Here is a 25,539-nt window from a genome sequence, read left to right on the forward strand (position 1 = left end):
CTGTCTGTAAAAAAGCCAATATCTTCTGCCATTTGTTTTCATCTAAAAAAACCAACTTCATCCTCTTTCCTCTATAAATTATTCTCTCTATCCTATATAAATTATTCTCTCTATCCTAACATAAGATCAACACGACCTAGCCCCCGTTAAATCCGTCCGGGGAAGCCGCCGATTGATCTGAGCTGCTCAGGTGGCCCCTTGTTGGATTAACTTCCGGCAGCTCCCAGGCAGGGCACTGGGATCGGATCCCGCACGTTAGCGTGCAGGACCGATGGTTTTGCACTTTTCGTATCCTTGACTACAGATTTTTTGGTAGGATTGATCGTGTAGAGGTACTGGTATGTAGAGCAGCCTTATGAGTGCAATCGCTGAAATGAGGGGGACAAGTCTCCTGGCCCGCCATCGCCAAAACATAGCAGCCTCCCTGGCCCGTCGTTTGGAAGCAGCTAGGGCGGCCAACAACACCCGCTTGATGGAGCTGCTGAAACAAGAAGAGCGGCAGCTGGCAGCCGAGTACGGCGGCAGGGATCCCTTCTCTTCAGCGCTCTTCAGAGGACTGCGCCACCTTTGGCAGAGCCTGAAGGCAGTCTTGGCGGCCTGCGATGAACTGCGGGTGCGGCAGTGGGTAGATGGCAGCGGCATGGTCTGGTGGTCTGTCCAAGACCCAATCACGGGAGAGCGCCTGTGTACCCATTCGGAGGGGGAGCTCATGGAGTGGATCGAGAAGCACCAGGGAGAGGATTAGTCTTCGCGGCTAGGACTTGCCTGAGCACCAATAGCCAGTGTTTCCCCTGGCGCTTCGTGCGTGTCCCAGTCTTTCCAGCTTGGGGAGGAAGGGAACAAAAAGTTTCACGGCTAGGCCGGGGCAATGGCCACCTGAGAATCCAAATTGATAGGATTACGAAGACTCATCATCTGCTTTAGGGGCCCTGGGATGGTTTGGCAATTGTTGACTTGGCCGGCCCAAAGTTTGCTTTGGCTAGCAGAGCAGATCCAAGAACGCGCCGAAGCACAGCTGGATAGCAAAGAAAACCTGCAAAAAGAACTTACGGCCCTGCAAATTCAGCTAGATTTGGGAGAAATTGACGAAGAAACCTACGCCCGCCGAGAAGAGGAGATTTTATTGGCTCTGGAAGCCTTAACCCAAGCAGAAGGAGAAGCCGAAGCATAGAGTTCTGCCGGTGGGCCTGGAAGGGATCCCTCAGCATTGCAGGGGGGGCAGAACATGGGAGAATGAGCTTCTGTACACCCCCGTCTTTCCTACCCTGGGCTGTTTTCAATGACTGAATCCCATGAAACCTTGGTGCTCCGCGACGAGCAAAACCAGCCTCTCAAGTGCGAGATCCTGCGTCAGGTGGTCATCGACGAGCAGACCTATGCTCTGGTGACTCCCGTTGATGCTGTGATCAAAGTGCTGGTTTGGGAAGGGGAAGAAGAACCCAGCCAAGCGGTGAACGGCGATGCCGACATGGAAGGGATCCTGGACGAGCCGGATCCCGAAGAGCTACAGGCTACCCTGCCCACCATCCAGGCTGTCTTGGGGGAGTTGAACCTCACCTTGCAGCAAAATGGCTTCGACATCCTCACGGTTCAGGGGGAATTGCCCCCAGTCGAAGAGGAAGATGTGTTCGAGCTGGGCGAGAGCGAGGAAGATGCCCAGGAGTTTCAACTGCTAGCTACCTTTTTCTACCAAGAGAAGAAATACGGCATCTTTACCCCCCTCGATCCCGTTTTGCTCTACGCCGCTCTGCCTGACGAAGGGGATCCCTACCTGCTCACCCCCGATGAGCCGCCAGAGCTTTTTGATCAGCTCTATGCCCTGCTGCTGGATCTCGATGAGGAATGGGAAGACGGAGATGACGAAGAAGATGAAGACGAAGATTAGGCGGTCAACCCCTTCTGTTCTGCCGAGTTGGATACTCCTGCCCAGCCAGTCGCCTCGGCGGTGCGGAGCACCATAGGGATAGAGGTGGTGAAACTACCCGGTAAAACTTGCCCAGAGTTTTTCACCAGCCACTCCAGACCCGTCTCAACATCTGTCGGGGGCGTCGGATCTGCGGGCCAAGGGTCAGAATAAGCCAGCCTCAGACCAGCCGCCTGAGCATTGCGTAGCGAAGGAGCAACAGGGATGCAGCCGGTTGATTTAACCACCCTGCGTGCTGTGCTCGCCGATCTAACCCAGGCTAAGACAGGTCGGGATCCAGTGTTGCCTGCCCGCGTGGAATGGATCCAACAGACCGATCTGTGGACGGTGATCATCGGTTTGCGCACCCTCACTGCCCGCCCCTGCCTGCTGTTGTGCTGGCATCCTCAGGCGGCCCGTCTCCACCTCTGTCAGCCTCCTCCCAAAGAGCCGGATGGCTTTCAATTTAGCCAGTTCCTCCAACGGCACCTGAAGGGTTTGGCTCTGACGGAGCTGGCTCTGCTGGAGGATTGGGAACGGGTGATTGACTTGCGCTTTGCCCCTCGGCCCGGGGATCCCCCTTATCGCCATCTCTACCTGGAGGTGATGGGCAAGCACAGCAATGCCATTTTGGTGGACGAGGCGGGCATGATCTTGGCCAGTGGTCATGGGGTGAGCGAGCGCCAATCGCGGATCCGTCCGGTACAACCGGGCCTGCCCTATGAAGCCCCCCCGGCCCTAACCGATCCGATCCCGCAGCGATCCGAGCCCTTCTCCTGCTGGCAAGAGCGCGTTGCCCTGATCCCCGGCCCCATCGGCCAACGGCTGTTGCGCTGTTATCGCGGCCTCAGTCGGCACTTGGTGGAAGCGATGTGTCATCAGGCTGGGATCCCGCCGCAAACCCCCAGCGATCACCTCTCTGCCCGCGATTGGCAGGCACTGTTTGCCAGGTGGCAAGACTGGTTAACCCGTCTGGAAACAGGCCAGTTTGACCCGGCCCCAACTCCCCAGGGATACACCGTTCTCGGCTGGGCAAGCCCTCCCGTCAGCAGTGCCGTTCGCGTTGGTGGGACGGAATCCCTGCAGCAACCCTCTCGGCCCAACCTGCACCAACTTTTGGAAAGCTACTACCAGGCTCAGCTTAACCGCGAACAGTTTGAGCGAGAGCGCCACCGTCTGCTGCAAAGGGTATCCACCCTGCTGAAAAAGCTCTATCAGCGGCGAGAGCAATTTGAGGCAATGCTGGCCGACTCCACCCAGGCGGAAGCCTCCAAGCAGGCTGCCGACTTGTTGATGGCCCACCTCCACCTCTGGCGGCCAGGGTTGCATCACATCGAGCTGCCGGATTTTGCCAGCGGCCAGACGGTCAAGATCCCTCTCGACCCCGAAAAAAATGCCATTCTCAATGCCCAAGCCTACTACCGCAAGCACCGCAAACAAAAACGGGCCCAGGATGCTATCCGGCCCCTACAAGAGGCGCTTGGCCAAGAGATCCTCTACCTCGAGCAGGTGGAAGCGTCTCTACAGCAGCTGGAAACCTATCGGGATCCCCAAGACTTGACCACCCTCAAGGAAATTGAGACCGAGCTGATTGAACAGCGCTACTTGGAGAGTCCCACTCGCAACAGCGGGACAGAGTCTCTGCGGGCGAGCTCAAAACATGCCTCACCGGCAACCTTCAACCCCCACCGCTTTACCAGCCCCAGTGGCTTCTCCATTTGGGTGGGGCGCAACAACCTGCAAAATGATCAGCTCACCTTTCGCGTGGCTCAGGAACACGATTGGTGGTTTCATGCCCAAGAGATCCCCGGCAGTCATGTGCTGCTGCGCTTGCCCCCCGGCGCTGTGGCAGAAAGCGAAGATCTGCAGGCGGCTGCTGATTTGGCGGCCCATTTCAGCCGCGGTCGCCTCAGCGAACAGGTGCCGGTAGTCTACACTCGCCCGAAACTGGTGTTCAAACCCAAGGGATCCCCGCCCGGCATGGTCGTTTACAAGCAGGAGCAGGTGCTTTGGGGGCGGCCCAGCCGTGCTCAATTCCTCATTGCGTCAGCCCTCGTGAACACCGACGCGACCGGTGGCTTCGTTTCTGGCCCATGCCACGAGCAGGCTTGAGGGAATCTAGGGAAGAACCTTGAGGGAGTAAGGGGCGCTGCGGCCATAGCGGCTGGGGTCGTACATTTCTTCTGCCAAAGCAGGAGCCACCTGGAATTGGCCGGGAATCTCTGGACGGAAGAGATAAACAAACTCGTGGCGGCCCCGCTTGAGCTCGGTGCTGAAAAAGGCCACACGGTCGTCCCGGTTCTCTTGATGGATCCAAAACCAATCCCACCAGTAGTCGGCGACAAGCTCTCGCGGATCCCGGGAGGTGATCTCGGCACCGCTGGGCAGGGGATCCTCGACCACCACGTAGTGGCTGTCCCGCTCGGCTTCCACCGTCAACCGGGCCAGGAGGATTTCTCCGGCCCTTACTGTGTCGCCAGGGCGCAGCGGCTGCTCTCGGTAGCGGATCTCCCCGTTGGGTTGGAGCTGGGGCTGTAGGCGGAAGTAGCTGCGGCTCACCGCAAAGCCTTGGGCTTGAGAGGGCAGAGGGTTGGGGACGAAGGCTTCTCCCCTCAAGCTGTAGTAAAGGGGGCCGGGGCCGGACTTTTCCAGGCGCAGGCTGCTCAGGTTCCCCACTTCTGCGTCAGCCCAATCCAGCCCATAGCGGGGATCCCCAGCGCCGGCCTGCCAGCGACCGAGAAGGGATCCGGTTGTCCCATCCAACACCCGCACCTCGCCGGGGCTGGGAAGCTGCTGCTGCTGGGCCTGGTAGTAGGCAGATAGGCCGAGGAGAGCATCGGCGGTGGCTTTGGTGGTGCGCCAGCGGTTGTTTTGCCGCTGCTGGAGAAGGGCCTCGGCAATTTGGGCAGCCCGGTCATCCTGCAAGCGAACGGCCAATTGCAAAAGCGGGCCGGCCACCTCCATGTCGTCGTAGGTGGAGCGCTCGTGGGTTGCCAAGGAAGAGGCAGCCGGGATAAACCAGCGCCCTTGGGGATCCTGTTGCCGCCGCTCCAGAACCTCATCCAGGGCTGCCTGGGCAAGATCCCTCTGGCCCAGTTGCAGGGCAGCCAGCCCTCGGTAGGCCAGGCCAAAGGTGGAGAGCCGCTCCGGCGGCGGCAGGTCGGCAGTTACCAAAGCGGGATCCCAGAGGGCCAGGCTGTAGGCGACAAAAGCCTGCAGATCGGGGGAGAGGGCTTGGGGCTGGGCCAGTTGAGCGGCCAGATAGTCCAAGGCCTGCCGCACCCGCCACTCTTTGAGGGCATAGCCAGCAGCTTGGGCAAGGTGATACCCCTGCAGGATGTATCCGGTCAGATAGGGGTTGCTCCGGTCACGGGCCCACCAGCCCCAGCCCCCATCGTAGTTCTGGGATCCCTCCAGTCGCTGCAAGCCGGATCGAAGCACTCGAGGCAGCCGCTCCAGGGTTTGAGAGCGCAGGTTCAAGCCCAACTGCTCGCTGACTTGGGCGACGGCTAGGGCGGGCAAGAAGCGACTCAGGGTTTGCTCGGTGCAGCCGTAGGGGAACTTCACCAGGTAATCCAGCGGCCCCAGCAGGGTTGCTGCCGGGCTAGCGGCCAGTTCCAGGTGAAGCTGCCGGGATCCCGGCACCCAGGTGGCGGGCCAATCCAGCGGCAACTCCAGACTGCCAGACTCCCCTTCACGCAAGCCAGACGGGGTTCCCAGTTGGCCCACTTGGGAGAAGCGATGCGCCGCCCCAAAGGGCTGGCTGGGGATCCGCAGTTGCAACGCATCTTTCAGCCCATTCCCTTCCGCCCAGACCCGCAGAGAGGTATCTCCGGCCCCCAGAACCTGGAGAGGCCATTCCACCCGCCCTGCTCCTTGGGCCGGCACGGTGAGGCGTTGTCGTTCCGGGCCTTGCAATTTCAAGATCCCACCGGCAGGAACAGGAACTTCCAGCCGCACCTCCACCGCTTGGGCTTGACCCGTGCGGTTTTGCACAATGGCCGCCAAGGTGAGCTGATCCCCCACCCGGAAAAAGCGGGGAGCGGCCAAGCGCACCAACAGGTCTTTGCTAACCGAGACTGTGGCAAGAGCGGATCCCACCTGGGTGTCGGCAGTGGCAGCGCGGGCGGTCAAGCGCCAGGTGGTCAGGTTGTCGGGCCAGCGCACCTGTACCTGAGCCAGGCCATCGGCATTGGTGACCAGATCCGGAAACCAGGCGGCGGTATCGCGAAAGTCTTCCCGCACTTGGCCGGCCAGCTTGTCAGCGCCGCCGGGATATTGCTGAGGGAAAGAGGTAGTGGTGGTAACTTGGTTGTCCTGGCGCCCGTAGAAGAAGCGGCGAATATCCGGGGTGAAGTCGGGTCGCAGCAGGTACAGGGCATTGTCCACAATCCCCAGACCCACCTCGGCGCTCACCGGCTGCCCTTGGGCATCGCGGGTGCGGATTTGGATTTGGGCGGTCTCGCCCGGTCGATAGGTGGGTTTATCGGTTTGCAGCTCCACCTGCAAAAAGCGATCCAAGGGGGAGACCCGCAGCAGGGCCTCGCTTCGGTACAGCCGCCGCTCTGGGCCGATGGCAGTGGCAGTGACGTAGAGATTGGGACGATAGTCGCCGCGGATGGGCAGCCGCAGCGTGGCCGTATGCCCCTGGAGACGCAGCACCTGCACCTGGTGCAGCCGGGATCCCTCAATGCCCACCAGCACCGCCACATCCGGCAGCGGCGAGACTATCAGGATCTGGGCCTCTTCCCCCACCTGGTAGATCTGCCGATCCGCCACCACTTCCAGGCTGGGCAGGGATCCCCAACTTTGTAGGGGGCTGCCCGGCTCCACCACCCAGAGATAGTCCACCTCCTGCACCCGTTCGCGCCAGCGGTGCGGAGCACTTTGACGGCGGGGATCCCATGCCGTCAACCGCACCCGGTAGTCTCCCGGCTCCAGGTCGGCGGGCAGGTGGAGGTCGAGGCTGCCTTCCCCGTTGACAATCTGAAAAGGCTGCCGCAGCAGGGTATCTTGCCGTTGGTAGGTGTTGCTCTTGGGATCCCAGCGCCAGCGCTCCAGGCTCAGCTCTCCGGTGGCGCTGACGGGGCGGCCATCGTAATCGCGGGCTTGCAGCCGGTAGGTGAGGGTATCCCCCGGAGCGGGCAGGTGGCGGTCGGCCTCGGCAAAGAGGGCAAATTCGCCAGCTGTTACCCAGGCCCGCGCCGTTCCGGTCACGGTGCGACGGCTGATGTCGGTCACCTCCACCTCGATGCGCAACTGCTGCACCTCTTGGGGGCCCCAGTAGCTGTCTTCTTCCCAGTTGAGATCCTGCAGCAGGCGATCCAGGCGAAACTCCGCCCGCCCTTGGGCATCCGTCACCCCTTCCCCTTCCGCCACCAACTGGCCGTAGCCGCCGTAGTAGCCCTGCTCCTCTCCCAGGTCGTCGGCGAAATAGTCTTCCTCGGCAGAACGGGGCAACAGCCCATAGCGCAGGCTCCAGTCGGGGCTGCTGTAAACTCGGTAGCGGAGCTGGGCAGCGGCCACCGGCGCGCCGAAAAGATACTCGGCCTCCACCTGCACCTTCAGGGATCCCCCCCGCACCAGCCAAGGTCGATCGGGCACCACCGCCACCTCAAACTCCGGCTTGCGGTAGGCTTCCACCTGAAAAGAGGTGTATTCGCGGCTGGATCCCTGCGGCCCTGACACCTGCCACTCCAGGCCATAGCTGCCCAGGGGCGCCTCTTCCGGCAGTTGAAACTCCCCATAGACACTGCCAAAAGCATTGGTGGCCAGGGTTTGTTCGCTCAACACATCCCCGTTGGGGGCCGTAAGGGTCAGTTGCACTGCTTGTCCTACCGGGGGCGGCGTGAGGCGGGTTTGCTCTCGCACCAGGGCGCGGAAATAGACGGTTTGGCCAGGGCGGTAGAGGGGACGATCCGTGTAGGCGTAGATCCGGTGGGGCTGGTTCCAGCCATAGGCGTAGCTGCGGGACAAAGCCTGCAGGGTGTTGTCGGCACTGCGGCCATAGACCACCAGGGAAGAACCCTCTCTCGCCGGCAGGCCAAAGCGGGCCAGCCCCTCTGCATCGGTGGTGGCCGTCAGGGGATCCCCCCACTCCCCGAAAACTTGGATCTGGATCCCGGCCAGGGGACGCAGCTCCCGCAGGTGCACCGCCTGCACCACCAACTGGCTGGCATCCTTCTTCTGGATGAGGCCGAGATCGCTCACCAAAAACCAATGGTCGAAACGGGGCAAGGGTGCAGCCTCATTCAGCGGCTCCCGGCCCTCCGCCTCCACCCAGTAGGCCCCCGGCGGCAGGATCCCCAGCTCCAAGGTTTGGGCTGTCCACCCCTCTCCCGCTCGTCGTGGCACCGGCTGCTGCCAACTGCGCACAAGCTCCCGCCGCAGGGTGGGATACAGAGCCGGATCCAGGGAGCCATAGTCAGCATCCGCCAAATCCCGCAAGAGAGGGGATCCCTGCAGCTCTGTCAGGGAAAAGCGATAGAGGCTGAGCTGCACCGAGCCCAGGCTGGTGGCCCGCCACTGCAGCCGCGCCGGTTCTGCGGTCGTAAACACCTGGCTGGTGCTGTAGAGATAGAGACCGGGGGGGACAAGCTGAGGGCGCAAGGTGGGGATCCGAACCGTTGCCCCCTCCCGCACCAGAACGGATCTCTGGCTGCCCACCTTTTCCAGGCCGGATCCCTGCACCGTCACCTGGTATTCCCCAACAGGCAATCGATCCAAGCGATATTCGCCATCTGAGGCCAAGCTGGCGCTGCGCGTGACCGGGCCGGCGGCGATCACCCGGACGCTCTCCAGAGCTACCCCTGCCGGCAGCTCCACCCGTCCCACCAGGGATCCCGTCGGCTGTTCGGAAAGCAAAACTGCCAGCCCCACCCCCAACAACAGCACCAGGGCCGCTAACCATCGCCTCAGCATGGGATCCCTCTCCTCCGTTGCTCCTACCCTGTGCCCTGGCCGCCCTGGGGGTTCAAGGGTCAGCCCAATCCACTACTTCACCAACTCGAACACGTTGAACATGGGCAGGTACATGGCCACGATAATGCAGCCCACCATACCGCCCAGGATCACGATCATCAACGGCTCCAGCAGGCTGGTGAGGGCGCGTACCGCCTCCTCCACCTCCAGCTCGTAGAAATCCGCCGTCTTCATCAGCATCGCGTCCAGCTCCCCTGTCTCTTCCCCCACGCTGATCATCTGAATGGCCATCAGGGGAAACACCTTGGCCTTAGCTAGGGCAGGGGCAATCTGCCCCCCCTCCGAGATGGATTGGCGGGCGGCGTCAATGGCGTTGGCCACCACCTGGTTGCCGGAGGTGTCGCGCACAATTTCCAAGGAAGTCAGCACCGGCACCCCGGAGCGGGTGAGAGCGCCAAAGGTGCGGCAGAAGCGAGCCACCGCCGACTTCTGGATCAGATCCCCGAAGGTAGGGAGCTTGAGGGCCAGCGCGTCGATGGTCTCCTTGCCGGCAGGGGTGCGGTAAAAGCGCCGGAAAGCAAAATAGACGGCCCCTAGAAAGCCCACCAGCCCCAAGCTGTACTGGGGCGTGCGCAGGAACTTGCTGATGTTGATGAAAAACTGGGTAAAGCCGGGCAGCTCCCCACCCAAGTCGTTGTAGATGCTCTCAAACGTGGGCAAGATGAACAGCACCATGCCCAAGAAAATCAAGACAGCCAAGATCGTCACCACCACCGGGTAGGTCATGGCTGACTTGATCTGCTTCTGCAGGCGATCCATGTCCTCCAGCAGCTTGGCCAGGCGGTTGAGCACTTCGTCCAGCACGCCGCCCACCTCCCCCGCCTGCACCATGCTGCAGTAGAGGCCGTCGAAGGCGTCGGGATAAGGGCGGATGGAGTCGGAGAGGTTTTTCCCCGCCTCCACCTCCGCTCGGATAGCCCGCAGGTACTTTTTGAGTTTGGGGTTGCCGGTTTGCTCCTCCATGATGGTGAGAGAGCGCACCATCGACACGCCGGCGTTGATCAAGGCAGCAAATTGCCGGGAGAACACTGCCTTGTCGCGAATGTCGATGGATCCCAGCATTGAGAAATCGAAAGACGTCTCCAAGGAGAAAAAGGGCTTTTCTTCCTGAATGTCTTCCTGTTTGGCAAAAATCCCGTCTCGGCGCAGCCGTGCACGAACTTCGGTCAAGCTGTTGGCCACCACCGTCAGGCGTACCGGCTGACCGGCCTTTAACCCCCGAACCTTGTAGCGCGGCATGGCTGTACCCCCGGCTAGATCGCTCTAAATAACGAAATGGCTTTAAATGTTTCGCAGGTGCAAAAGAGAAGTCAGCCCAAACCTTGGGCCGATCAACGATCTCTCAGCTAGAGCTTAGCCACAAATTGAGGCAGTGGCTAGAGATCGGCGATGAACCCTCACCCCGGGATCCCAGCACTGCCTGGTGGCAACGAGGTTTAGCGACGGGTGGCAACTGCTGCTGGCCGCTGTTGCTGGGCAGCCGCGGCTGGCGAGGGCCCGGTAACGTTGCCCAAAAGCCGTTGCAACTCCTCGGGGCGAGAGGTCTTAGACATGGCCGTATCGAAGTCGATCTTGCCCTGTAGGTAAAGGTTAGCCAGATCTTGCTCCAGCGTTTTCATGCCCTGCTTGCCCCCCGTCTGGATAGCCGAGTAGATCTGGGCAGTTTTGCCCTCCCGAATCAGGTTGGCAATGGCCGGCGTTACCACCATGATTTCCTGCACCAGCACCCGTCCAGGCTCTCCTGGCTTGGGATTGAGGCGGCGGGCCAGAGTTTGGGAGAAGACGGCCTTGAGGGAGTTGGAGAGCTGCACGCGAATCTGCTGCTGCTGCTCGGGCGGAAACACATCCACCAAGCGATCCACCGTCTGGGCGGCAGAACTAGTGTGTACCGTGGCAAAGCAGAGGTGGCCCGTCTCGGCGGCGGTAATGGCCAACTGGATGGTCTCCAGATCCCGCATCTCCCCGATCAGGATCACATCCGGATCCTCCCGCATCGCTGCCCGCAGGGCATTGGCAAAACTCTTGGTGTCTTCCCCCAGTTGCCGCTGGTGGATGATGCTGCGAATGGGGGTGTAGATATACTCAATGGGATCCTCGATGGTGAGGATGTGCTCGGCCCGTTCACGGTTGATCATGTCGATCATGGAAGCCAGCGTAGTCGATTTGCCAGATCCCGTTGGGCCGGTTACCAGCACCAAGCCCCGCGGCAGGCGAGCTGCTTCCTTACACACATCCGGCAGGCCCAGCTTGTCGATGTTGGGGATCTCAGAAGCCAGGGCCCGCATGGCGCAAGCATAGGTGCCGCGATCGCGGTAGACGTTCACGCGGAAGCGCCCGATCCCCCGCACCCCATAGGAGCAGTCCAATTCCCAGTTTTGCTCCAGCTGCTTGCGCTGGTTGTTGTTCAGCATGCTGAAGATCAACCGCTGCACCTCCTCTGCCGAGAGAGGCTCATGCTCTGTCGGCTCAAGGTGACCATTGATGCGGAAGTAGGGGGGCAAACCCGCCGAGATATGAATGTCGGAACCGCCCTTTTGGACGATTGCTTCCATGAGGTCTTCGATCATCAGTTGGGGCATAGGGTTGGGTTCTCCAAAGGCGAGTAGAACTGTCTATCAAAAGAGCCGCCGGCCAAAACCATGTGAGAAAGGCAACTGTATAGGACTGTTATAGTCGGCACCCCAACATCGTCAAGTGCCAAGCCGACTTCCTAAAACTTCGGGGTCAGGCAATAGGGGCAGTCCATCCAGTCCACATGCAAGGCCGCGCCACAGTTGCGGCAGGTGCTGAGAGCCTTGGCACGGGCCTTCAGCTCGCTTTCCAGACCCTTGTCGGTGAGGGTCACCCGATCCACCTCCTCCAGCGTGGTGAGGCCCTGCTTCACCAGCATCAAACTGTAGGCCAGCAGGGTTTTCATGCCACTTTCCACCGCCGCTTCTTTGATCACCTCCGTGGGGGCCTCTTTGTTGATCAAGTCCGCAAGGCGGTCGTTCATGCGCATGAACTCGTACACCCCTACCCGACCTTTGTAGCCCACGCCCCCACACTTCTCGCAGATGGGCTTGCCGGTGGCCTTGCGCTGCTCCACTTCTTTGGGGGAGAGCTTGTTGGCTTTGTAAAAGGTGAGCTGCTCGCCGTCGCCACTGAGGGTAAGGCCATAGCGGGCCAGCTCCTCCGGCGTGGGGTGGTAGGGGATCCGACATTCGGTACACACCCGGCGCATCAAGCGCTGGGCCAACACCCCCAGCAACGAGCTGGAGATCATAAATGGCTCGATCCCCATCTCCGTCAGACGGGCAATGGCGCCAGGGGCATCGTTGGTGTGCAGCGTGGTCAACACCAAGTGGCCCGTGAGGGAGGCTTCGATGGCGGTTTTGGCCGTCTCGTGGTCGCGGGTTTCCCCCACCAGGATGACATCCGGGTCTTGCCGCAAGAAGGCCCGCAGGATCATGGCAAAGTCCATGCCCTTTTCTCGGATCACCTGCACCTGAGTGATCCCCGGCAGCGAGTATTCAATGGGATCCTCGGCGGTGCTGATGTTGATGCCCGGGTCGTTCACCTCCGCCAGGGCCGAGTAGAGGGTGGTGGTTTTCCCGGATCCCGTTGGCCCAGTTACCAGGATTAGGCCAAAGGGTCGCCTGACAATCTCCTTGAAGCTTTCCAAGGTCTCTGGGTCGGTGATCAGCTTGTCCAGCCCCAGTTGGGTGGCGGAGTTGTCCAGAACCCGCAGCACGATCTTTTCCCCATAGCGGGAGGGCAGGGTGCTGACCCGAAAGTCCACCTTGCGCCCCTTGAAGACCCGCCGAATCCGCCCATCCTGGGGCATGCGCCGCTCGGCAATGTTCAAATTGGACATGATTTTGAAGCGAGCGGTGAGGGCAGGGACGATCTTCTTGGGAAAGTTTTCAAAAGCCTGCCGCAACACCCCATCTTTGCGGAAGCGGATGCGCAGGTATTCTTCTTGTGGCTCGATGTGGATGTCGGACGCCCCATCCTGCAGGGCCTTGACCAGGATCTGGTTGGACAGTTTAATAATCGGGGCATCATCTGCCGATTTGACCTGCTGCTCCAGGGATCCCTCGCTGGCCTCATCGGCAGCCACATCCTCAATAGCATCCAGATCGATTTCGGCAGTGTTGACCACCACCTCTTCTTCCTGTTGGGCAGCAGCCGCGTCGTTGATCCCCTTGATGGCCAGCAGCTCCGCCTGCGCATCCATGTAGCGGTTGATCAGGGTCTCGAAATCCCGCTGGGTGAAGACCCGCCGCTGCAGCTTCAGCCCCTGGATGCGGAAGCGCCGTTGAATGTCGTCCAGTGCCTGCAGGTTGTCTGGCTTGACCATCGCCACCGTCACCTGATTGTCTCGACGGCGAATGGGCAAGAACTTGTAGCGGTTGCAGATGTCGAGGGGCAAGATCGAGTCGATCAGCCCAATCATCTCGGAGATCTCCACCGGCTCCAGGTCGACATCCAGGGAGGGGATCCCGTAGATGATTTTCAGTTCAAAGAGCTGCTGCCGTTTGTAAGCCCGCTCCAGGTCAGGGGTGATCTCTTTGCCCACGATATCCTTGACCACCAGAGCCAGGGCCTTGCTGTTGCCCTCTCGATCCGCTTTGAGGGCGTTTTGGATGTCCTGGATCTGCTTATCGTCGGCAAAGCCCAGCTCCTTTAACTTGCGGCCAAAGGGGGTAATGCTGACGTTGGCGATGGCCAGAGCTTTGCTGGCAGCGCCGGCGCGGCGCGAGGTAAAGGGAGGGGAAGGAAGATCGCTCATGCTGGCGGGTCACCCACAATGCCTCTATTTCACTGCACTTGGCTGCTAAGGGTCAACGGTAAAGATACATAAGTCTGGACTGCCCAGAGGCCGCCAACCCTGGGCTTACTATGCCCCAACTCGGCTCAAATCTCGCATTCACATCCATCTCGTCCCCTAAGCCTCGCAGACCAGCGCTTGCGACCGCTGGGTCAAGTAAAGATTTTCGCCGTAATCGACAGGGCAGTCGATGAGGGTGGGCACCGGCTGCTCGAGGGCCTGCTTCAGGATGGGGATCAGCTCGGCAGCCTTTTCGACACGGTAGCCCTTGAGGCCCATGCTCTCCGCCAGCTTGACGAAGTCTGGATTGCCGAACTTGACGAAAGCAGCCTCGTTGTATTGATTGTGTTGCTTCCACTCGATCAGCCCATAGCCGCCATCGTTGAAGATGAGAGTTACAAAGGGGGTGCCCACCCTGAGGGCAGTTTCCAGCTCTTGGCAGTTCATCATGAACCCCCCATCTCCGGTTACGGCCACAACGCGCCGGTCGGGATGCACCAATTTGGCGGCCAAGGCCCCCGGAATGGCGATGCCCATGGCGGCAAAGCCGTTGGAGATGAGACAGGTGTTGGGTTTGTCACAGTGGTAGAGGCGGGCCATCCACATCTTGTGGGCGCCGACATCGGAGATGACGATGTCTTCCGGTTGCAGGACTTGGCGCAGGTCGTAGATCAGCTTTTGGGGCTTGATCGGGTAGCTCTGATCCTGGGCATAGCAGGTGTACTCGCGGACGATGTTCTGCCGCAGGCTGATGCCATAGGGATCCGGCTTGCCCGTGCGATCGCAGCGGCGCAGGATCTCCATCAGGGAGTCGGAAATGTCTCCCACCACCTCCACTTGCGGAATGTAGCTGCTGTCGATTTCTGCGGGCAGGGCAGCGATGTGAACGATGGGGATGGTGCCGTCGGGGTTCCATTTCTTGGGAGAGTACTCGATGAGGTCGTAGCCGACGGCGATCAGCAGATCGGTGCGGTCGAAACCACAACTGACCAGATCCCGCTGCTGTAGGCCAACGGCCCACAAGGACAAGGGGTGGGTGTAGGGGATCACTCCTTTGCCCATGAAGGTGTTGACCACGGGGATGTTCAAGCGGGTGGCAAATTCCGTGAGGGCGCTGCTGGCTTGGGCGCGAATGGCCCCATTGCCGGCCAAAATCAAGGGGTTGCGGGCGCGGGAGATCAGGGACGCCGCTTCGTTCAGGCTTTGATAGGAGGCGTAGGTTTTGTCCAGGCGATCTCTCCTCAAGGGAGTGCCGCTGGCTTCCATGGCGGCGATGTTTTCCGGCAAGTCGATGTGGACGGCCCCGGGCTTCTCGGTTTGGGCCAATTTGAAAGCCTTGCGCACGATCTCCGGGGTGATGCTGGGGCGGACGATCTGGGCATTCCACTTGGTGACGGGGGCAAACATGGCCACCAAATCCAGGTACTGATGGGATTCGATGTGCATGCGGTCGGTGCCGACTTGGCCGGTGATGGCCACTAGGGGTGCTCCATCCAGGTTGGCATCGGCAACTCCGGTCATCAGGTTGGTGGCGCCCGGCCCCAAGGTGGAGAGACACACCCCCGCTTTGCCCGTCAGCCGGCCATAGACATCGGCCATGAAGGCGGCCCCCTGTTCGTGGCGGGTGGTGATAAAGCGAATTGAGGAGCGGCGCAGGGCTTGCAGGACTTCCAGGTTTTCTTCGCCAGGAACGCCGAAGATGTACTGCACCCCCTCATTTTCCAGGCAGCGAACCAGCAGTTCGGCGGTATTCATGGTGGCAAGGGTATGGAGAACGGTGGATCTGGATCCCACCATAGACGGCGGACGGGGCAAGGGATAACTTGTTTTCTGGGCTTGGGGACGGGGGCAGGCTGGGCTGGGAACCAAGCTAAGCTCAAAGGGGCGGCCCAGGCCCAATTGCCCCTCCAAGCTTCCTCTTCTGGAGATGCCCATGCGGCTCTACGTCGAACCTTTCACCGTTCACAAGCGCTACGCCTTGACCATCAGCCGAGGTACCCACAGCGAGACAACCTTGGCTTGGGTGCGAATTGAGGAGGAGGGAGTTGAAGGGTGGGGAGAGGCTTGCCCTTTTTCGGTGAGCGACGACTACCACCAGTCTCTGGACGACATCCTGATGGGCTTGGACGTGGCCAAAGGGATCCTGCGCCGCCATTCCCCCTGGGAGCGACAGCCAATCGAGGCAGAACTGCTGCGTGCCGGGATCCCTTCGGCAGCGCGGGCAGCGGTGGATATGGCCCTGCACGATTGGATGGGCAAACGGCTGGGGAGGCCCCTGTGGCAGTTGTGGGGGCTGGATCGCTCCCGCATTCCGCCCACGACGATGACGATCGGCATCTCCACCCCGCAGGCGGCCCGCCAGCGCGCCTTGGCCTGGATGGAACAGACCCAAGCGCGGGCCTTTAAGATCAAGCTGGGCAGCGGCTCAGGACTGATGGCGGATCAGAACATGCTGATTGCTGTACAAGAGGTGATCCCGCTGGGATCCCTGATTACAGTGGATGCCAACGGCGCTTGGACGGTGGAGCAAACCCTGAGCATGAGCAACTGGCTGGCGGGGCAAGGGGTGAGCTACCTGGAGCAGCCTTTGGAGAGGGGGCAGGAAGCGAAGCTGATCACCCTCTGGCACGAGTCGAAGCTGCCCATTTTTGTGGATGAGAGCTGTATGGACAGCCGCGATATCCCCCCTCTGGTGGATCGCGTCCACGGGATCAACATTAAGCTGATGAAGTGCGGAGGCCTCAGCGAAGCCTGGCGCATGATCCACACCGCCAAAGCCCACGGCCTACAGGTGATGTTGGGCTGCTACAGCAACACAGCTCTGGGGAATACGGCGGCAGCCCACTTGGCTCCCCTGGTGGATTACCTGGACTTGGATAGCCACCTCAACCTCATCGACGATCCCTTTGCCGGGGCCATCCTGCAGGACGGCTGCCTGCTCCCCACCGACCGACCGGGTTTGGGGGTAGAGCTGAGGGAGGAATGATGGGAAAGCCAGGATCCCTGTCCAGCGAAAGTCGCGTGGCCATCCTGCTCCACGGGGGGTTGCTGGGGGAGCATGGGAAAACGGGGCTGGGGCTGCTGCGCTACGGCTCTTTCCCGGTGGTGGCGGTGATCGACCGGGAGCAGGCGGGGGGATCCCTGGCCCATCTGACCGGAATTGCCAAAGACATCCCCATCGTGGCCTCGGTGGAGGAGGCGCTGGCCCACCGGCCTGAAGTTCTGGTGATTGGGATCGCCCCTTCAGGGGGGCAGTTGCCGCCAGCCTGGCGGGAGGAGTTGGGCCTGGCCCTGCGAGCTGGCCTGTCTCTGGTGAATGGGCTGCACACGCCTTTGGCCGAGGATCCCCAGTTTCGGCAGTGGTTGCAGCCGGGGGCCTGGATCTGGGATATTCGCCGCGAGCCCCCCAACCTGTCGGTGGGGAAAGCCCTGGCCCGCACCCTGCCCTGTAAACGGGTGTTGACGGTGGGCACCGACATGAGCGTGGGCAAAATGTCCACCAGCTTGGAGCTGCACCGGGCCAGCCTGAGACGGGGCCTGCGCTCCCGCTTTTTGGCCACCGGGCAAACCGGGATCCTGATCGGCGGCGAGGGGATCCCTTTGGATGCGGTGCGGGTGGACTATGCCAGTGGGGCGGTGGAGCAACTGATCTTACGCTATGGCTCTGACCACGACATTCTGCATCTGGAAGGCCAGGGATCCCTGCTCAACCCCGCCTCTACGGCCACCTTGCCCCTGTTGCGCGGATCCCAGCCCACCCACCTCATCCTGGTACACCGCGCCGGCCAGACCCACATCAAGGGGATAGACTACGTGCCCATCCCGCCCTTACCCAAGGTGATCGAGCTGTATGAACAGGTGGCAGCGGCTGCCGGAGCCTTTGCCCCCGCGCCCGTGGTGGGGATTGCCCTCAATACCTTCGGCTGGGAGGAAGAAGCAGCCCTAGAGCAGATCCGCCGGGTGGAAGCCGAGACCGGACGGCCCTGTACGGATGTGGTGCGTTTTGGGGCGGATCCCTTGTTGGAGGCAATTCTGGCGGCAGGATAACTCAGTTTGTAGACAGCGGATCCACTCCCATTGTCCATCTGGGAAAAACTCATCATCTTCAACAGGTGAGCGATTCAGATGGTTCCCGGTGCCGTTGTCTTCTCTGAGATGCGATCTCCTCAGCCAGGTATTCTCGATCCAAGTCGCTCCCATTGGCCGGGGGCCAGGAACTGGGCTTGCTCCGTGTTCAGAGAAGAGGCCTTCAATCTTCGGAAAGTAAGCCGATGGGTACACCTGCACAGCCAAGATGGGATCCTAGATTCACAGTCTTCCCCAGAACTCCAGATGACAACTCCCCCCGAAAAGCCTGATCCCAAAATGAAATCGGGATCCCTGCCCTCTGCCCTGCGATCCGGGCTGAACATTGCCCTGTTCGTATTCTTGGTGGTGCTGGTTTCCTACTTGGGTCTTAACTTCGTGCTGGCCTTGGTGGACAAGCTCAGGTGACCACTCCGTAAGCCGATCCCCCGGCGTCACCCCGTTGCTGCCGGCCCAGATTTGCCGATAGCCCTTTGTCGCCAAGGGCAGGAAAGATACACTGGATTTACAGGACTTAACACCTTCTCTCAGTTGCCCCCTTGCCACCATGAGCCCCCTCTTTTGGTTGAGGCTGCCCTCTTTCTCCTGGCCTTCGCCGGGATCCCTTAAGCTTTATTCCAGATCCTACTCTGGATCTCAACCAGGGCCGACCCTAGCCCGCCGGGATCCTTCCTGGAAGCGTTGGCTGCGCTATCTTTATCTGCGCCTGTTGCGGCTGCAATCGTCGCCAAAAGAAATTGCCCGTGGCTTGGCGGTAGGGGTTTTTGCCGGCTGTTTCCCCATCTTCGGCTTTCAAACGTTGGCCGCTCTGGTGTTGGCTGTTCCGTTTCGGGGCAACAAGCTGGCGGCGGTGGCAGGGACCTGGGTGAGTAACCCCTTCACCTATGTGCCCATCTATGCGTTTAACTACCAGGTGGGGAAATGGCTGCTGGGATCCCCTTCCACAGAGCTGGTGGCGGCCACCTGGCAAAACTGGATGCAGTGGGGCTTGGAGATGTCGGGCACGCTGTTTGTCGGCTGTGCGTTTGTCGGTTTTTGGGGATCCCTCGTCAGCTATTTTCTGGGGCTGTGGTTGGTGCAGCGGATTCGTCGGCGGCAGAAAATGGCCGGCAGGGGTCTGTGAATGGGCGCAAGGCGATTCAGAATCCCAACTGAGAACCCAATCCTGGACAGTCTGCAGGTGCAGAGATCCATCCGTTTTCACAGAGCTTTTCACAGATAAGGTCTCATGATGGAAGACATGCGAGCGTTGTTGACAGACCTCAGCCGTCGCTCCCAGCGATGGGGGGAGCAGTTGGGATCCGCTTTGCAGACGGGTATGAACCAGCTCACGCAAGCCCCTCAGCCCATTGTGTTGCTCTCTTCGCGGGAACTGGAGAAAATGCGGCGGGCTTGTCGCCTGGCGGCAGATCTGCTCAAGCACTTGGAGCCGATGGTGCAGCCAGGGGTCACCACCCAAGAGCTCAACGACGAGGCCGAGCGATGGACGCGGGCGCATGGGGCCAGAAGCGCCCCTTTGGGCTACCATGGCTTTCCCAAGTCCATCTGCACCAGCGTCAACCACGTGGTCTGCCACGGCATTCCCAGCCCCAAGCAGATCCTGCGAGAAGGCGACATCATCAACATCGATGTCACCCCGGTTTTGGATGGCTACCACGGCGATACGTCCAAAACCTTCTTTGTCGGACAGCCTTCTGAGCGGGCGCGGCGCTTGGTGGAGGTGACCGAAGAATGTCTGCGGCGGGGCATTGCTGCCGTCAAGCCGGGGGGGAGAGTCGGCGACATTGGCGCTGCCATCCAAGAATATGCCGAGGCCCAGGGCTACAGCGTGGTGCGCGATTTTGTCGGGCATGGGGTGGGACGGCAATTCCACACTGCTCCCCAGATCCCCCACTACGGCGAACGGGGAAAAGGGGAGAAACTCCGCCCCGGCATGGTGTTCACCATCGAGCCGATGATCAACGAGGGCACCTGGGAGGTGAAGGTGCTCTCCGACGGGTGGACGGCGGTCACTTTGGATGGCAAGCTCTCGGCCCAATTTGAACATACGGTCGCCGTTACCGAAACCGGTGTAGAGATCTTGACCCTGCCTTCCCAAAGCCCCTGAGCCGATCATGAACAGCGCCCCCGCTCTCCGCCTGCGCCTCTCCTCCGAGAACCTGCTGCTGCTGCTGGCGGCGGCAGTGGGGTTGGGCACGGGGCTGTTGGTGGTTGGATTTCGCTACTTGATTGGCTGGTGGCGCTATCTGCTGCAGGACACCCTCGTGGATGGCCTCGGCAGGGCTGCAGAACACTATGGCCTGTGGCTGCTGGGATCCTGGCCGCTGGCTTTGGCGCCGGTGTTGGGGGGCCTGCTGATCGGCGCTTTGGGGGCAGTTGTGCCCTTTCCCAACTTGAGCCTCTCCAGCTTGGTGAGTCCTGCTCGTCCTTTGGCACTTCAGCCCTGGTGGATCCCGCTCAAGCTCTTGGCGGCTGCCATCTCGTTGGGCGCGGGAGCTTCCCTTGGCCCTGAGGCCCCTAGTGTGGAAAGTGGCGCTTTGCTGGGATCCCTGCTGGGGCAAAACCTACGCCTCTCGCGGGAGCGGGTGCAACTGTTGATGGCTGCCGGAGCAGCGGCTGGCCTGGCGGCAGGGTTTAACGCGCCCATTGCCGGGGTGTTTTTGGCGCTGGAGCTGGCTTTGGCCCGCACCTTCACCACTTCTGCTGTCAGTGTGGTGGTGTTGGCGGCGGTGGTCTCCGCCTTGATCGCCCAGGTGGGGTTGGGGGCACAACCCGCTTTTCTTTTGCCCACCATCACCCAGCCGGCTTTTGTCTTGCCGGACTACGAGATCCACAGCTTGCTGGAGGTACCTCTGTATCTCGGCTTGGGCTTTTTGGCCAGCCTGGTTTCTATGGCCTTCAGCTACACCCTGGAGTGGGGCAAGCACCTGTTCAACAGTGGCCCCCTGGCGGCCTGGCCAGCTTGGAGCAAGCCCATTTTGGGGGGCGGGATCCTGGGCTGCGCGAGCTTGGGGATCCCATTGGCGTTGGGGGTGGGCTATGAAACCATTGAGTCGATTCTGCAGGCCGTTCCCTTTTCTCTTGGCCATCTGGGCCTGCTCCTATTGGGCAAGCTGTTGCTGAGCGCTTTGAGCCTGGGCAGCGGCTTTGTGGGGGGAACCTTTGCCCCGGCTTTGTTCATGGGGGCAGTGCTGGGGGCAGGCTACGGTCAGGTGCTATCTCAAGCTTTGCCCTTGATTGCCTTGTCTCCCCCTGCTGCCTACGCCATGGTGGGCATGGCGGCGGTGTTGGCGGCCAGCGTGCGGGCTCCGCTAACGGCCATCTTGCTGCTGTTTGAGATGACGCGGGACTATCACATCGCGCTGCCGGTGATGGCGGCAGTGGGTTTGAGCATCTGGCTGACGGAGCAGTTGCATTCGCCGGCCATCTACCCTTCCGCCCGTCGCTATCGCCACGCAACGCTTGACGGAGTCCTTGGGCAGGAGCCTAGAGAGCTGACGGTGCAAGAGGTGATGGTACCCCCATCTCTTTTGCTTCGGCAAGACACACCGCTGCGAGAAGCTCTGGAGAGTTTGCTGCAGCAAAAGTGCCATAGCGCGTTGGTGGTGGACGGACAGGAGCGGCTGCGGGGCATTCTCACCCTGGAAGATCTGGAGCGGGCCTTGGCCCACAAGGAGGCGGCGGAGTTGGCGGAGCTAACCGTACAGGAGGTCAGCCAATCTCCGGTTCTCACCACCTTCCCCGATGAGGCGGTAGCGGTGGCAGCTGAGCCGATGTACGAATACGATTTGCGCCAATTGCCAGTGGTCTCGCGGGAAGACCCGGAGCAGATCGTCGGCCTGTTGGATCGAGAGCGGGTGCTGCTCTCCCAAGAGATTCAATCGGTGCGGCAAGCCCTGGAGTTGGAAGTTCCCCCAGCAGAGAGAGACGCCGGCAGGAACGGACAAGAGGGGATCCCAGATGCTTCTACTGCGCCCGCAGAATAGAGCATGCCTCTAACCCCCAAAACCCTGAACTTTGCTGAATTTACTGAGCTTTAGGCGGTTTGGCAAAAGTCATTGAGAGGGATATAGTAGACCAAGTTTCCCCCTGATCCTTGAGTCCACCGCAACGGTTGCCGGGAAGTGAAGGGGGAAAGCGCTCGGGGGGTATTCCTCAGGGCTTTGCGGGATACCGCCTTCCTGTTTGGACTCCGTCCCGCTGACGCGAACAGAGATAGGCAGGATGCGATCGCTTCTTTCCTGAACCATGTTCAGGAGAGTTCAGCGTGAATGTATCAGCCCTGCTGTCGGGATCAACGCTGCCGCCCAGAGGGGCAGGTGGGACGCAGCGGGCAGCGGCCACATTCGGGCATGCGGGCCTTGCAGATGCGCTTGCCCAGCCGGACAAAGTTGACGTGCAGGGAATAGGCTTTGCCTCTGGGGATCTGAGGGGAAAGCTGAGCAAAAGTGTCGTCGGGATGTTTGGCCCGCACCAAGCCCAGACGGTTGGCCACTCGATGCACATGGGTATCCACCGGGCAGAGATCCCGACCCAGCCCGAACAACAACACACAGGTGGCGGTCTTCAGCCCTACCCCTTTCAGGGAGAGCAAAAAATCGAGGGCGCCAGCATCGTCTAGCTCTCTCAGAAAGTCCAGACTCAGGGATCCCTGTCGTTCTTGAATGGCAGCCAGGATCTCCTGAATTCGGACTGCCTTGAGGTGGGCTAAGCCGCCGGAGCGGATCACCTGGGCCAGATCTGCCGGGTCGGCAGCCAAGACCGCTTCCCAAGAGGGAAAGGCGGCTTTGAGGGCGCGGAAGGCACGGCTGCTGTTGGTGTCAGTGGTGTTCTGGGAAAGGATCGTGCCCACCAACTCGTCCAGGAGATCCGGGCGGGGGGAAAGGCCATCGGGAGCCCGCTGGGGGATCCCAAAGCACTGTTCTAGCCGCATCAACAGCGATTCCATCCTGTCGGCGGGCGGGAGTTCTGCCAGCAGGGTTGGGGACTCCGCCGCTTTGGCGGGCGCAGGCGGGCGTTGGGAAAGGCTGTCCAATCTTGGCTGTACCACGGCTTAACGGGCAGAACTCTGGCGGATCTCCTGCAACAGGCGGGCAAGAACCTTGCTGGCATTGGGAGGAGCTGCGGCCTGCAAGCGAGCGGCCATTTGGGCAACCACCTGCGGCTGAGCCAACCAGGTCAACACCGTTTGCCGCAGCAAGTCCAAGTTCTCTTCGGATTCTCGCATGACCACCCCCCCACCGCGCCCCACAAAGGCCAGAGCATTCTGATACTGATGATCCTCAGCGGCAAAGGGATAGGGGATCAAAATGGCCGGGGTGGCGGTGACCAGCAACTCCGCCAGGCTCATGGCCCCGGCCCGGCTAATGGCAAAGTTGGCCCGCTGCAGCAGGGCAGCTACATCTCGACGGAAAGGAAAGGGCCGGTAGCGGGGATGGCTGGGGATCCTGGCTTCCGGATCTTGAGCTTCGCTGCCGCCGGTCAAATGCACAATCCAGGCCCCCGCCTCCAACCAAGCTGGGGCACAGGCGGCCACCATGCGGTTGAGGCCCCGCGCCCCCTGGCTACCCCCCATGACCACAATGAGGGGATCCCCGTCGGGAATGGGGAGGTCGGCAGGGAAAGGCTGGGGCGTGTAGAACTCGGCCCGCACTGGCGTGCCCACCACTTGGGCGGCCACCCCTGGCAAATGCTCTGCCGTCTCCGCCATGCCCAGCGCCACCACCTGACAAAATCTCCCCAGCCAACGGGTCACTTTGCCCGGGATCCGATTGGACTCGTGCAGCAACACCGGCACCCCCAGCGAACGGGCGGCCAAAATGGCCGGAGCGGCAATGTACCCGCCGGTGGTCAGGACAATATCAAACCGTCCCGACATAAGGAGTCGGCGCACTTGTAGGGTCGCACGGGCCAGTTGGGCCAAGGCCTGCAGCTTGCGGAGAGGGGATCCCTGCCAGCCGGACATGACAACCCGGTGCAAGGGATAGCGCTCCCGCACCAGCTTCCCTTCCATCCGATCCGGCACCCCCAGCCATTCGATCTGCCAGTCGGGCAACTGCTCGGCAACGGCCAAGGCCGGAAAAATGTGGCCACCAGTGCCGCTGGCAGCAACCAGCAGCCGCGGGCGTGAAGCTGGATCCTTGGCGCGTGTGTCCACCCGTGTGCCGGTTAGGGATCCCTGAGACCTTCAGGAGTTGTTGGAGCTGACATAGCGCAAGAGGGTGCCCCGTTGCCCCAGAATAAACCCTTGCTCGGGGCCGAAAAACTCAATACTGTAGAAGTTGGCGGGGATGTTGCTGAGTTTCTTGGCCTGCTCCCAGGTTTTGCCACCATCAGGGCTGTGGATCAGGGTAGCGCCACCCCCCACCACCCACAGGTCGTGGTCGTTTTGATAGGCGGCATTGAGGTAGCCAAAGCTGAGGGCCCGCCCCGGACGCAGCGGCGACGACCACTGGCCGGAGGTGAAGTCATCGGTAAAGGCGATCTCCGCCCCTTGGTTCAATTTCCAAGCGCTGCCGTGGGGGCCAAAGCCCATGTTTTGAATGCGGCGGGAGCTTTCTCGCGGATAGGGCTTCCAGGCGCGGCTTTCTGGGGTGTACAGAAAGTAGAAGCTGCCCCGCGACGACACCGCCAGATATTCGCCTTCAGGGCCGCGGGCAATGTTTTTGATGGCCCCAATCGGCTCATCCACTTGGGCATGCCAGGTCTGACCGCCATCTTCGGTGCGGTAGATGGCCCCCACATTGGTCACCATTTCGGCGGCGCCAGGGCCCAGAGCCTGGATCAAGAGCGGCTCCCCTGGCAGTTGGTTGTTGAGGCGGATGGAAGTCCAGTCGGATCCCTCGTTCAGGGTGTGGAGGAGGATCTTCGGCTGCCCGGCCACCCAGCCTTCTGCCCCAGCAAAGCTAATGGAGGCCAGGTAGGCTTCCGGCTCCAGACCCGGCAGCTCCCGCACCTGCCAGTGCAGACCCCCATCGCGGGATTCCAGCAGCGTCGCCTTGTCTCCCACCAACCAGCCATGGGAAGGGGTGGTGCCGGTGAAGGCAATGTCCAGCAGAATGTTCTGGGTGGGCACTTCCACCTGCTCCCAGGGGACCACCCGCATGTTGGGCATCCGCGCCGCCATCAGCAGCACCGAGACAGCAATCAGCAGCACCAGCCTCAGGGGTTTGAACATCTTGACCCTCACTCGACGAAATAAAAACTCATCAAAAATAAAAATCCCAGCGCCAGTCCCAAGAAGATCAGCAGGTTCTTTTGAGCAGGGGTCATCACGTTCACCCCCAGGCCGTAGCGCAAGTTCTCTTGAAAACCGGAAGGCTTGCCCTTGGCGCCCACTGCTTGGAACGAGCGCTTACCGGCTCGGCACACCGGACATTTCCAATCGGCTGGCAATTCCTCAAACGGTACGCCCGCCGGGATCCGATTGAGCTGATCCCCCTTGGCCGGTTCGTAAACATAGCCACAAGAACGACATTCGTAGCGCTGCATCCGCAGGGGATCGCTGAGCTGCGCATCGGTTTCATCTTCCGGCAACTCAATGAGCCTCGGTGTCTTGGGAGAACGGGGTTGAACACCGGGATCCGGTTGCGAGCCATTCATGGTCAGGGATCCATCTGCATCGTCGATTCTATTATGAGAGGAATTGTTACAAAAATCTACTCAGCTAGAAATCGCAGGAGCCCCGCACTGTACCCGTAGGGTCAGTGTCGGGAGGAATGCGGAAGTTATGATAGAACCATGACCCAAGTCCTGA

General features: G+C 60.9%; 19 protein-coding genes. 10 read left to right on the forward strand and 9 right to left on the reverse strand.

What is annotated here, in order from left to right:
• Nucleotides 1-355: 355 nt before the first annotated feature.
• The 4 genes from ACVWXF_RS11415 (at nucleotide 356) to ACVWXF_RS11430 (ending at nucleotide 4,015) form a co-directional block, all read left to right on the forward strand.
• Nucleotides 356-745 (forward strand): hypothetical protein, encoded by a 390-nt coding sequence (locus ACVWXF_RS11415; protein WP_457474433.1) that lies wholly within the window; start codon nucleotides 356-358, stop codon nucleotides 743-745.
• A 189-nt stretch (nucleotides 746-934) separates the two neighbouring features.
• The gene (locus ACVWXF_RS11420; RefSeq protein ID WP_011433717.1) at nucleotides 935-1,171 is read left to right on the forward strand and encodes a gas vesicle protein GvpG; all 237 of its coding nucleotides are present in this window, start codon (nucleotides 935-937) and stop codon (nucleotides 1,169-1,171) included.
• Between the two features lie 108 nt (nucleotides 1,172-1,279).
• Complete coding sequence (locus ACVWXF_RS11425; RefSeq protein WP_414350246.1) at nucleotides 1,280-1,885, forward strand: DUF3727 domain-containing protein; 606 nt, start codon at nucleotides 1,280-1,282, stop codon at nucleotides 1,883-1,885.
• A gap of 243 nt (nucleotides 1,886-2,128) precedes the next feature.
• Nucleotides 2,129-4,015, forward strand: coding sequence for an Rqc2 family fibronectin-binding protein (locus ACVWXF_RS11430; protein ID WP_457474434.1), 1,887 nt, complete (start codon nucleotides 2,129-2,131; stop codon nucleotides 4,013-4,015).
• A 6-nt stretch (nucleotides 4,016-4,021) separates the two neighbouring features.
• Here ACVWXF_RS11430 and ACVWXF_RS11435 read toward each other — a convergent pair whose 3' ends face one another.
• The 5 genes from ACVWXF_RS11435 to ACVWXF_RS11455 all read right to left on the reverse strand — a co-directional run bounded on the left by ACVWXF_RS11435 (nucleotide 4,022) and on the right by ACVWXF_RS11455 (nucleotide 15,452).
• Nucleotides 4,022-8,824: an alpha-2-macroglobulin family protein gene (locus tag ACVWXF_RS11435; RefSeq protein WP_457474435.1), complete on the reverse strand. Its 4,803-nt coding sequence runs from the start codon at nucleotides 8,822-8,824 to the stop codon at nucleotides 4,022-4,024.
• A 72-nt stretch (nucleotides 8,825-8,896) separates the two neighbouring features.
• Nucleotides 8,897-10,123, reverse strand: a complete 1,227-nt coding sequence (locus ACVWXF_RS11440) for a type II secretion system F family protein (protein WP_457474436.1) — start codon at nucleotides 10,121-10,123, stop codon at nucleotides 8,897-8,899.
• Between the two features lie 197 nt (nucleotides 10,124-10,320).
• Nucleotides 10,321-11,463, reverse strand: a complete 1,143-nt coding sequence (locus ACVWXF_RS11445) for a type IV pilus twitching motility protein PilT (RefSeq protein WP_414416532.1) — start codon at nucleotides 11,461-11,463, stop codon at nucleotides 10,321-10,323.
• Nucleotides 11,464-11,594: 131 nt separating this feature from the next.
• A complete protein-coding gene (locus ACVWXF_RS11450) occupies nucleotides 11,595-13,658 on the reverse strand; it encodes a GspE/PulE family protein (RefSeq protein WP_457443537.1) in 2,064 nt (687 codons plus the stop codon).
• Between the two features lie 156 nt (nucleotides 13,659-13,814).
• Nucleotides 13,815-15,452: an acetolactate synthase large subunit gene (locus ACVWXF_RS11455; RefSeq protein ID WP_457474443.1), complete on the reverse strand. Its 1,638-nt coding sequence runs from the start codon at nucleotides 15,450-15,452 to the stop codon at nucleotides 13,815-13,817.
• A gap of 178 nt (nucleotides 15,453-15,630) precedes the next feature.
• Here ACVWXF_RS11455 and ACVWXF_RS11460 point away from each other — a divergent pair, with 178 nt between their 5' ends.
• The 6 genes from ACVWXF_RS11460 to ACVWXF_RS11485 all read left to right on the forward strand — a co-directional run bounded on the left by ACVWXF_RS11460 (nucleotide 15,631) and on the right by ACVWXF_RS11485 (nucleotide 21,769).
• Entirely contained in the window at nucleotides 15,631-16,683 is a 1,053-nt protein-coding gene (locus ACVWXF_RS11460; protein ID WP_457465874.1) for a dipeptide epimerase, read from the forward strand.
• The gene (locus ACVWXF_RS11465) at nucleotides 16,683-17,744 is read left to right on the forward strand and encodes a DUF1611 domain-containing protein (RefSeq protein WP_457474444.1); all 1,062 of its coding nucleotides are present in this window, start codon (nucleotides 16,683-16,685) and stop codon (nucleotides 17,742-17,744) included. Before ACVWXF_RS11460 ends, ACVWXF_RS11465 begins: the two co-directional genes overlap by 1 nt.
• 285 nt (nucleotides 17,745-18,029) lie before the next feature.
• A complete protein-coding gene (locus ACVWXF_RS11470; protein WP_457474437.1) occupies nucleotides 18,030-18,191 on the forward strand; it encodes a hypothetical protein in 162 nt (53 codons plus the stop codon).
• Between the two features lie 139 nt (nucleotides 18,192-18,330).
• Nucleotides 18,331-18,906: a DUF2062 domain-containing protein gene (locus ACVWXF_RS11475; protein WP_457474438.1), complete on the forward strand. Its 576-nt coding sequence runs from the start codon at nucleotides 18,331-18,333 to the stop codon at nucleotides 18,904-18,906.
• 195 nt (nucleotides 18,907-19,101) lie between these two features.
• Complete coding sequence (gene map, locus ACVWXF_RS11480) at nucleotides 19,102-19,890, forward strand: type I methionyl aminopeptidase (protein ID WP_457384586.1); 789 nt, start codon at nucleotides 19,102-19,104, stop codon at nucleotides 19,888-19,890.
• Nucleotides 19,891-19,897: 7 nt separating this feature from the next.
• Entirely contained in the window at nucleotides 19,898-21,769 is a 1,872-nt protein-coding gene (locus ACVWXF_RS11485; RefSeq protein ID WP_457474439.1) for a chloride channel protein, read from the forward strand.
• Between the two features lie 308 nt (nucleotides 21,770-22,077).
• On the opposite strand, the gene ACVWXF_RS11490 is transcribed toward ACVWXF_RS11485, so the two are convergent.
• From ACVWXF_RS11490 to ACVWXF_RS11505, 4 genes are read right to left on the reverse strand one after another with little or no spacing between them, the layout of a single operon-like run.
• On the reverse strand, nucleotides 22,078-22,818 hold the full coding sequence (locus tag ACVWXF_RS11490; RefSeq protein WP_457474440.1) for an endonuclease III domain-containing protein: 741 nt from the start codon (nucleotides 22,816-22,818) through the stop codon (nucleotides 22,078-22,080).
• 18 nt (nucleotides 22,819-22,836) lie between these two features.
• A complete protein-coding gene (gene murG / locus ACVWXF_RS11495; protein ID WP_457474441.1) occupies nucleotides 22,837-23,940 on the reverse strand; it encodes an undecaprenyldiphospho-muramoylpentapeptide beta-N-acetylglucosaminyltransferase in 1,104 nt (367 codons plus the stop codon).
• Nucleotides 23,941-23,970: 30 nt separating this feature from the next.
• Nucleotides 23,971-24,960 (reverse strand): photosynthesis system II assembly factor Ycf48, encoded by a 990-nt coding sequence (locus tag ACVWXF_RS11500; protein WP_457474442.1) that lies wholly within the window; start codon nucleotides 24,958-24,960, stop codon nucleotides 23,971-23,973.
• An 8-nt stretch (nucleotides 24,961-24,968) separates the two neighbouring features.
• On the reverse strand, nucleotides 24,969-25,274 hold the full coding sequence (locus ACVWXF_RS11505) for a rubredoxin (protein ID WP_049749648.1): 306 nt from the start codon (nucleotides 25,272-25,274) through the stop codon (nucleotides 24,969-24,971).
• Nucleotides 25,275-25,539: the final 265 nt, after the last annotated feature.

Source organism: Thermostichus sp. MS-CIW-40 (genome assembly GCF_054058315.1).

Coding starts and splice junctions, on each gene's coding strand:
- ACVWXF_RS11415 (WP_457474433.1), top strand. CDS start 356: ATGAGTGCAATCGCTGAAATGAGGGGGACAAGTCTCCTGGCCCGCCAT.
- ACVWXF_RS11420 (WP_011433717.1), top strand. CDS start 935: ATGGTTTGGCAATTGTTGACTTGGCCGGCCCAAAGTTTGCTTTGGCTA.
- ACVWXF_RS11425 (WP_414350246.1), top strand. CDS start 1,280: ATGACTGAATCCCATGAAACCTTGGTGCTCCGCGACGAGCAAAACCAG.
- ACVWXF_RS11430 (WP_457474434.1), top strand. CDS start 2,129: ATGCAGCCGGTTGATTTAACCACCCTGCGTGCTGTGCTCGCCGATCTA.
- ACVWXF_RS11435 (WP_457474435.1), bottom strand. CDS start 8,824: ATGCTGAGGCGATGGTTAGCGGCCCTGGTGCTGTTGTTGGGGGTGGGG.
- ACVWXF_RS11440 (WP_457474436.1), bottom strand. CDS start 10,123: ATGCCGCGCTACAAGGTTCGGGGGTTAAAGGCCGGTCAGCCGGTACGC.
- ACVWXF_RS11445 (WP_414416532.1), bottom strand. CDS start 11,463: ATGCCCCAACTGATGATCGAAGACCTCATGGAAGCAATCGTCCAAAAG.
- ACVWXF_RS11450 (WP_457443537.1), bottom strand. CDS start 13,658: ATGAGCGATCTTCCTTCCCCTCCCTTTACCTCGCGCCGCGCCGGCGCT.
- ACVWXF_RS11455 (WP_457474443.1), bottom strand. CDS start 15,452: ATGAATACCGCCGAACTGCTGGTTCGCTGCCTGGAAAATGAGGGGGTG.
- ACVWXF_RS11460 (WP_457465874.1), top strand. CDS start 15,631: ATGCGGCTCTACGTCGAACCTTTCACCGTTCACAAGCGCTACGCCTTG.
- ACVWXF_RS11465 (WP_457474444.1), top strand. CDS start 16,683: ATGGGAAAGCCAGGATCCCTGTCCAGCGAAAGTCGCGTGGCCATCCTG.
- ACVWXF_RS11470 (WP_457474437.1), top strand. CDS start 18,030: ATGACAACTCCCCCCGAAAAGCCTGATCCCAAAATGAAATCGGGATCC.
- ACVWXF_RS11475 (WP_457474438.1), top strand. CDS start 18,331: ATGAGCCCCCTCTTTTGGTTGAGGCTGCCCTCTTTCTCCTGGCCTTCG.
- map (WP_457384586.1), top strand. CDS start 19,102: ATGAACCAGCTCACGCAAGCCCCTCAGCCCATTGTGTTGCTCTCTTCG.
- ACVWXF_RS11485 (WP_457474439.1), top strand. CDS start 19,898: ATGAACAGCGCCCCCGCTCTCCGCCTGCGCCTCTCCTCCGAGAACCTG.
- ACVWXF_RS11500 (WP_457474442.1), bottom strand. CDS start 24,960: ATGTTCAAACCCCTGAGGCTGGTGCTGCTGATTGCTGTCTCGGTGCTG.
- ACVWXF_RS11505 (WP_049749648.1), bottom strand. CDS start 25,274: ATGCAGCGCTACGAATGTCGTTCTTGTGGCTATGTTTACGAACCGGCC.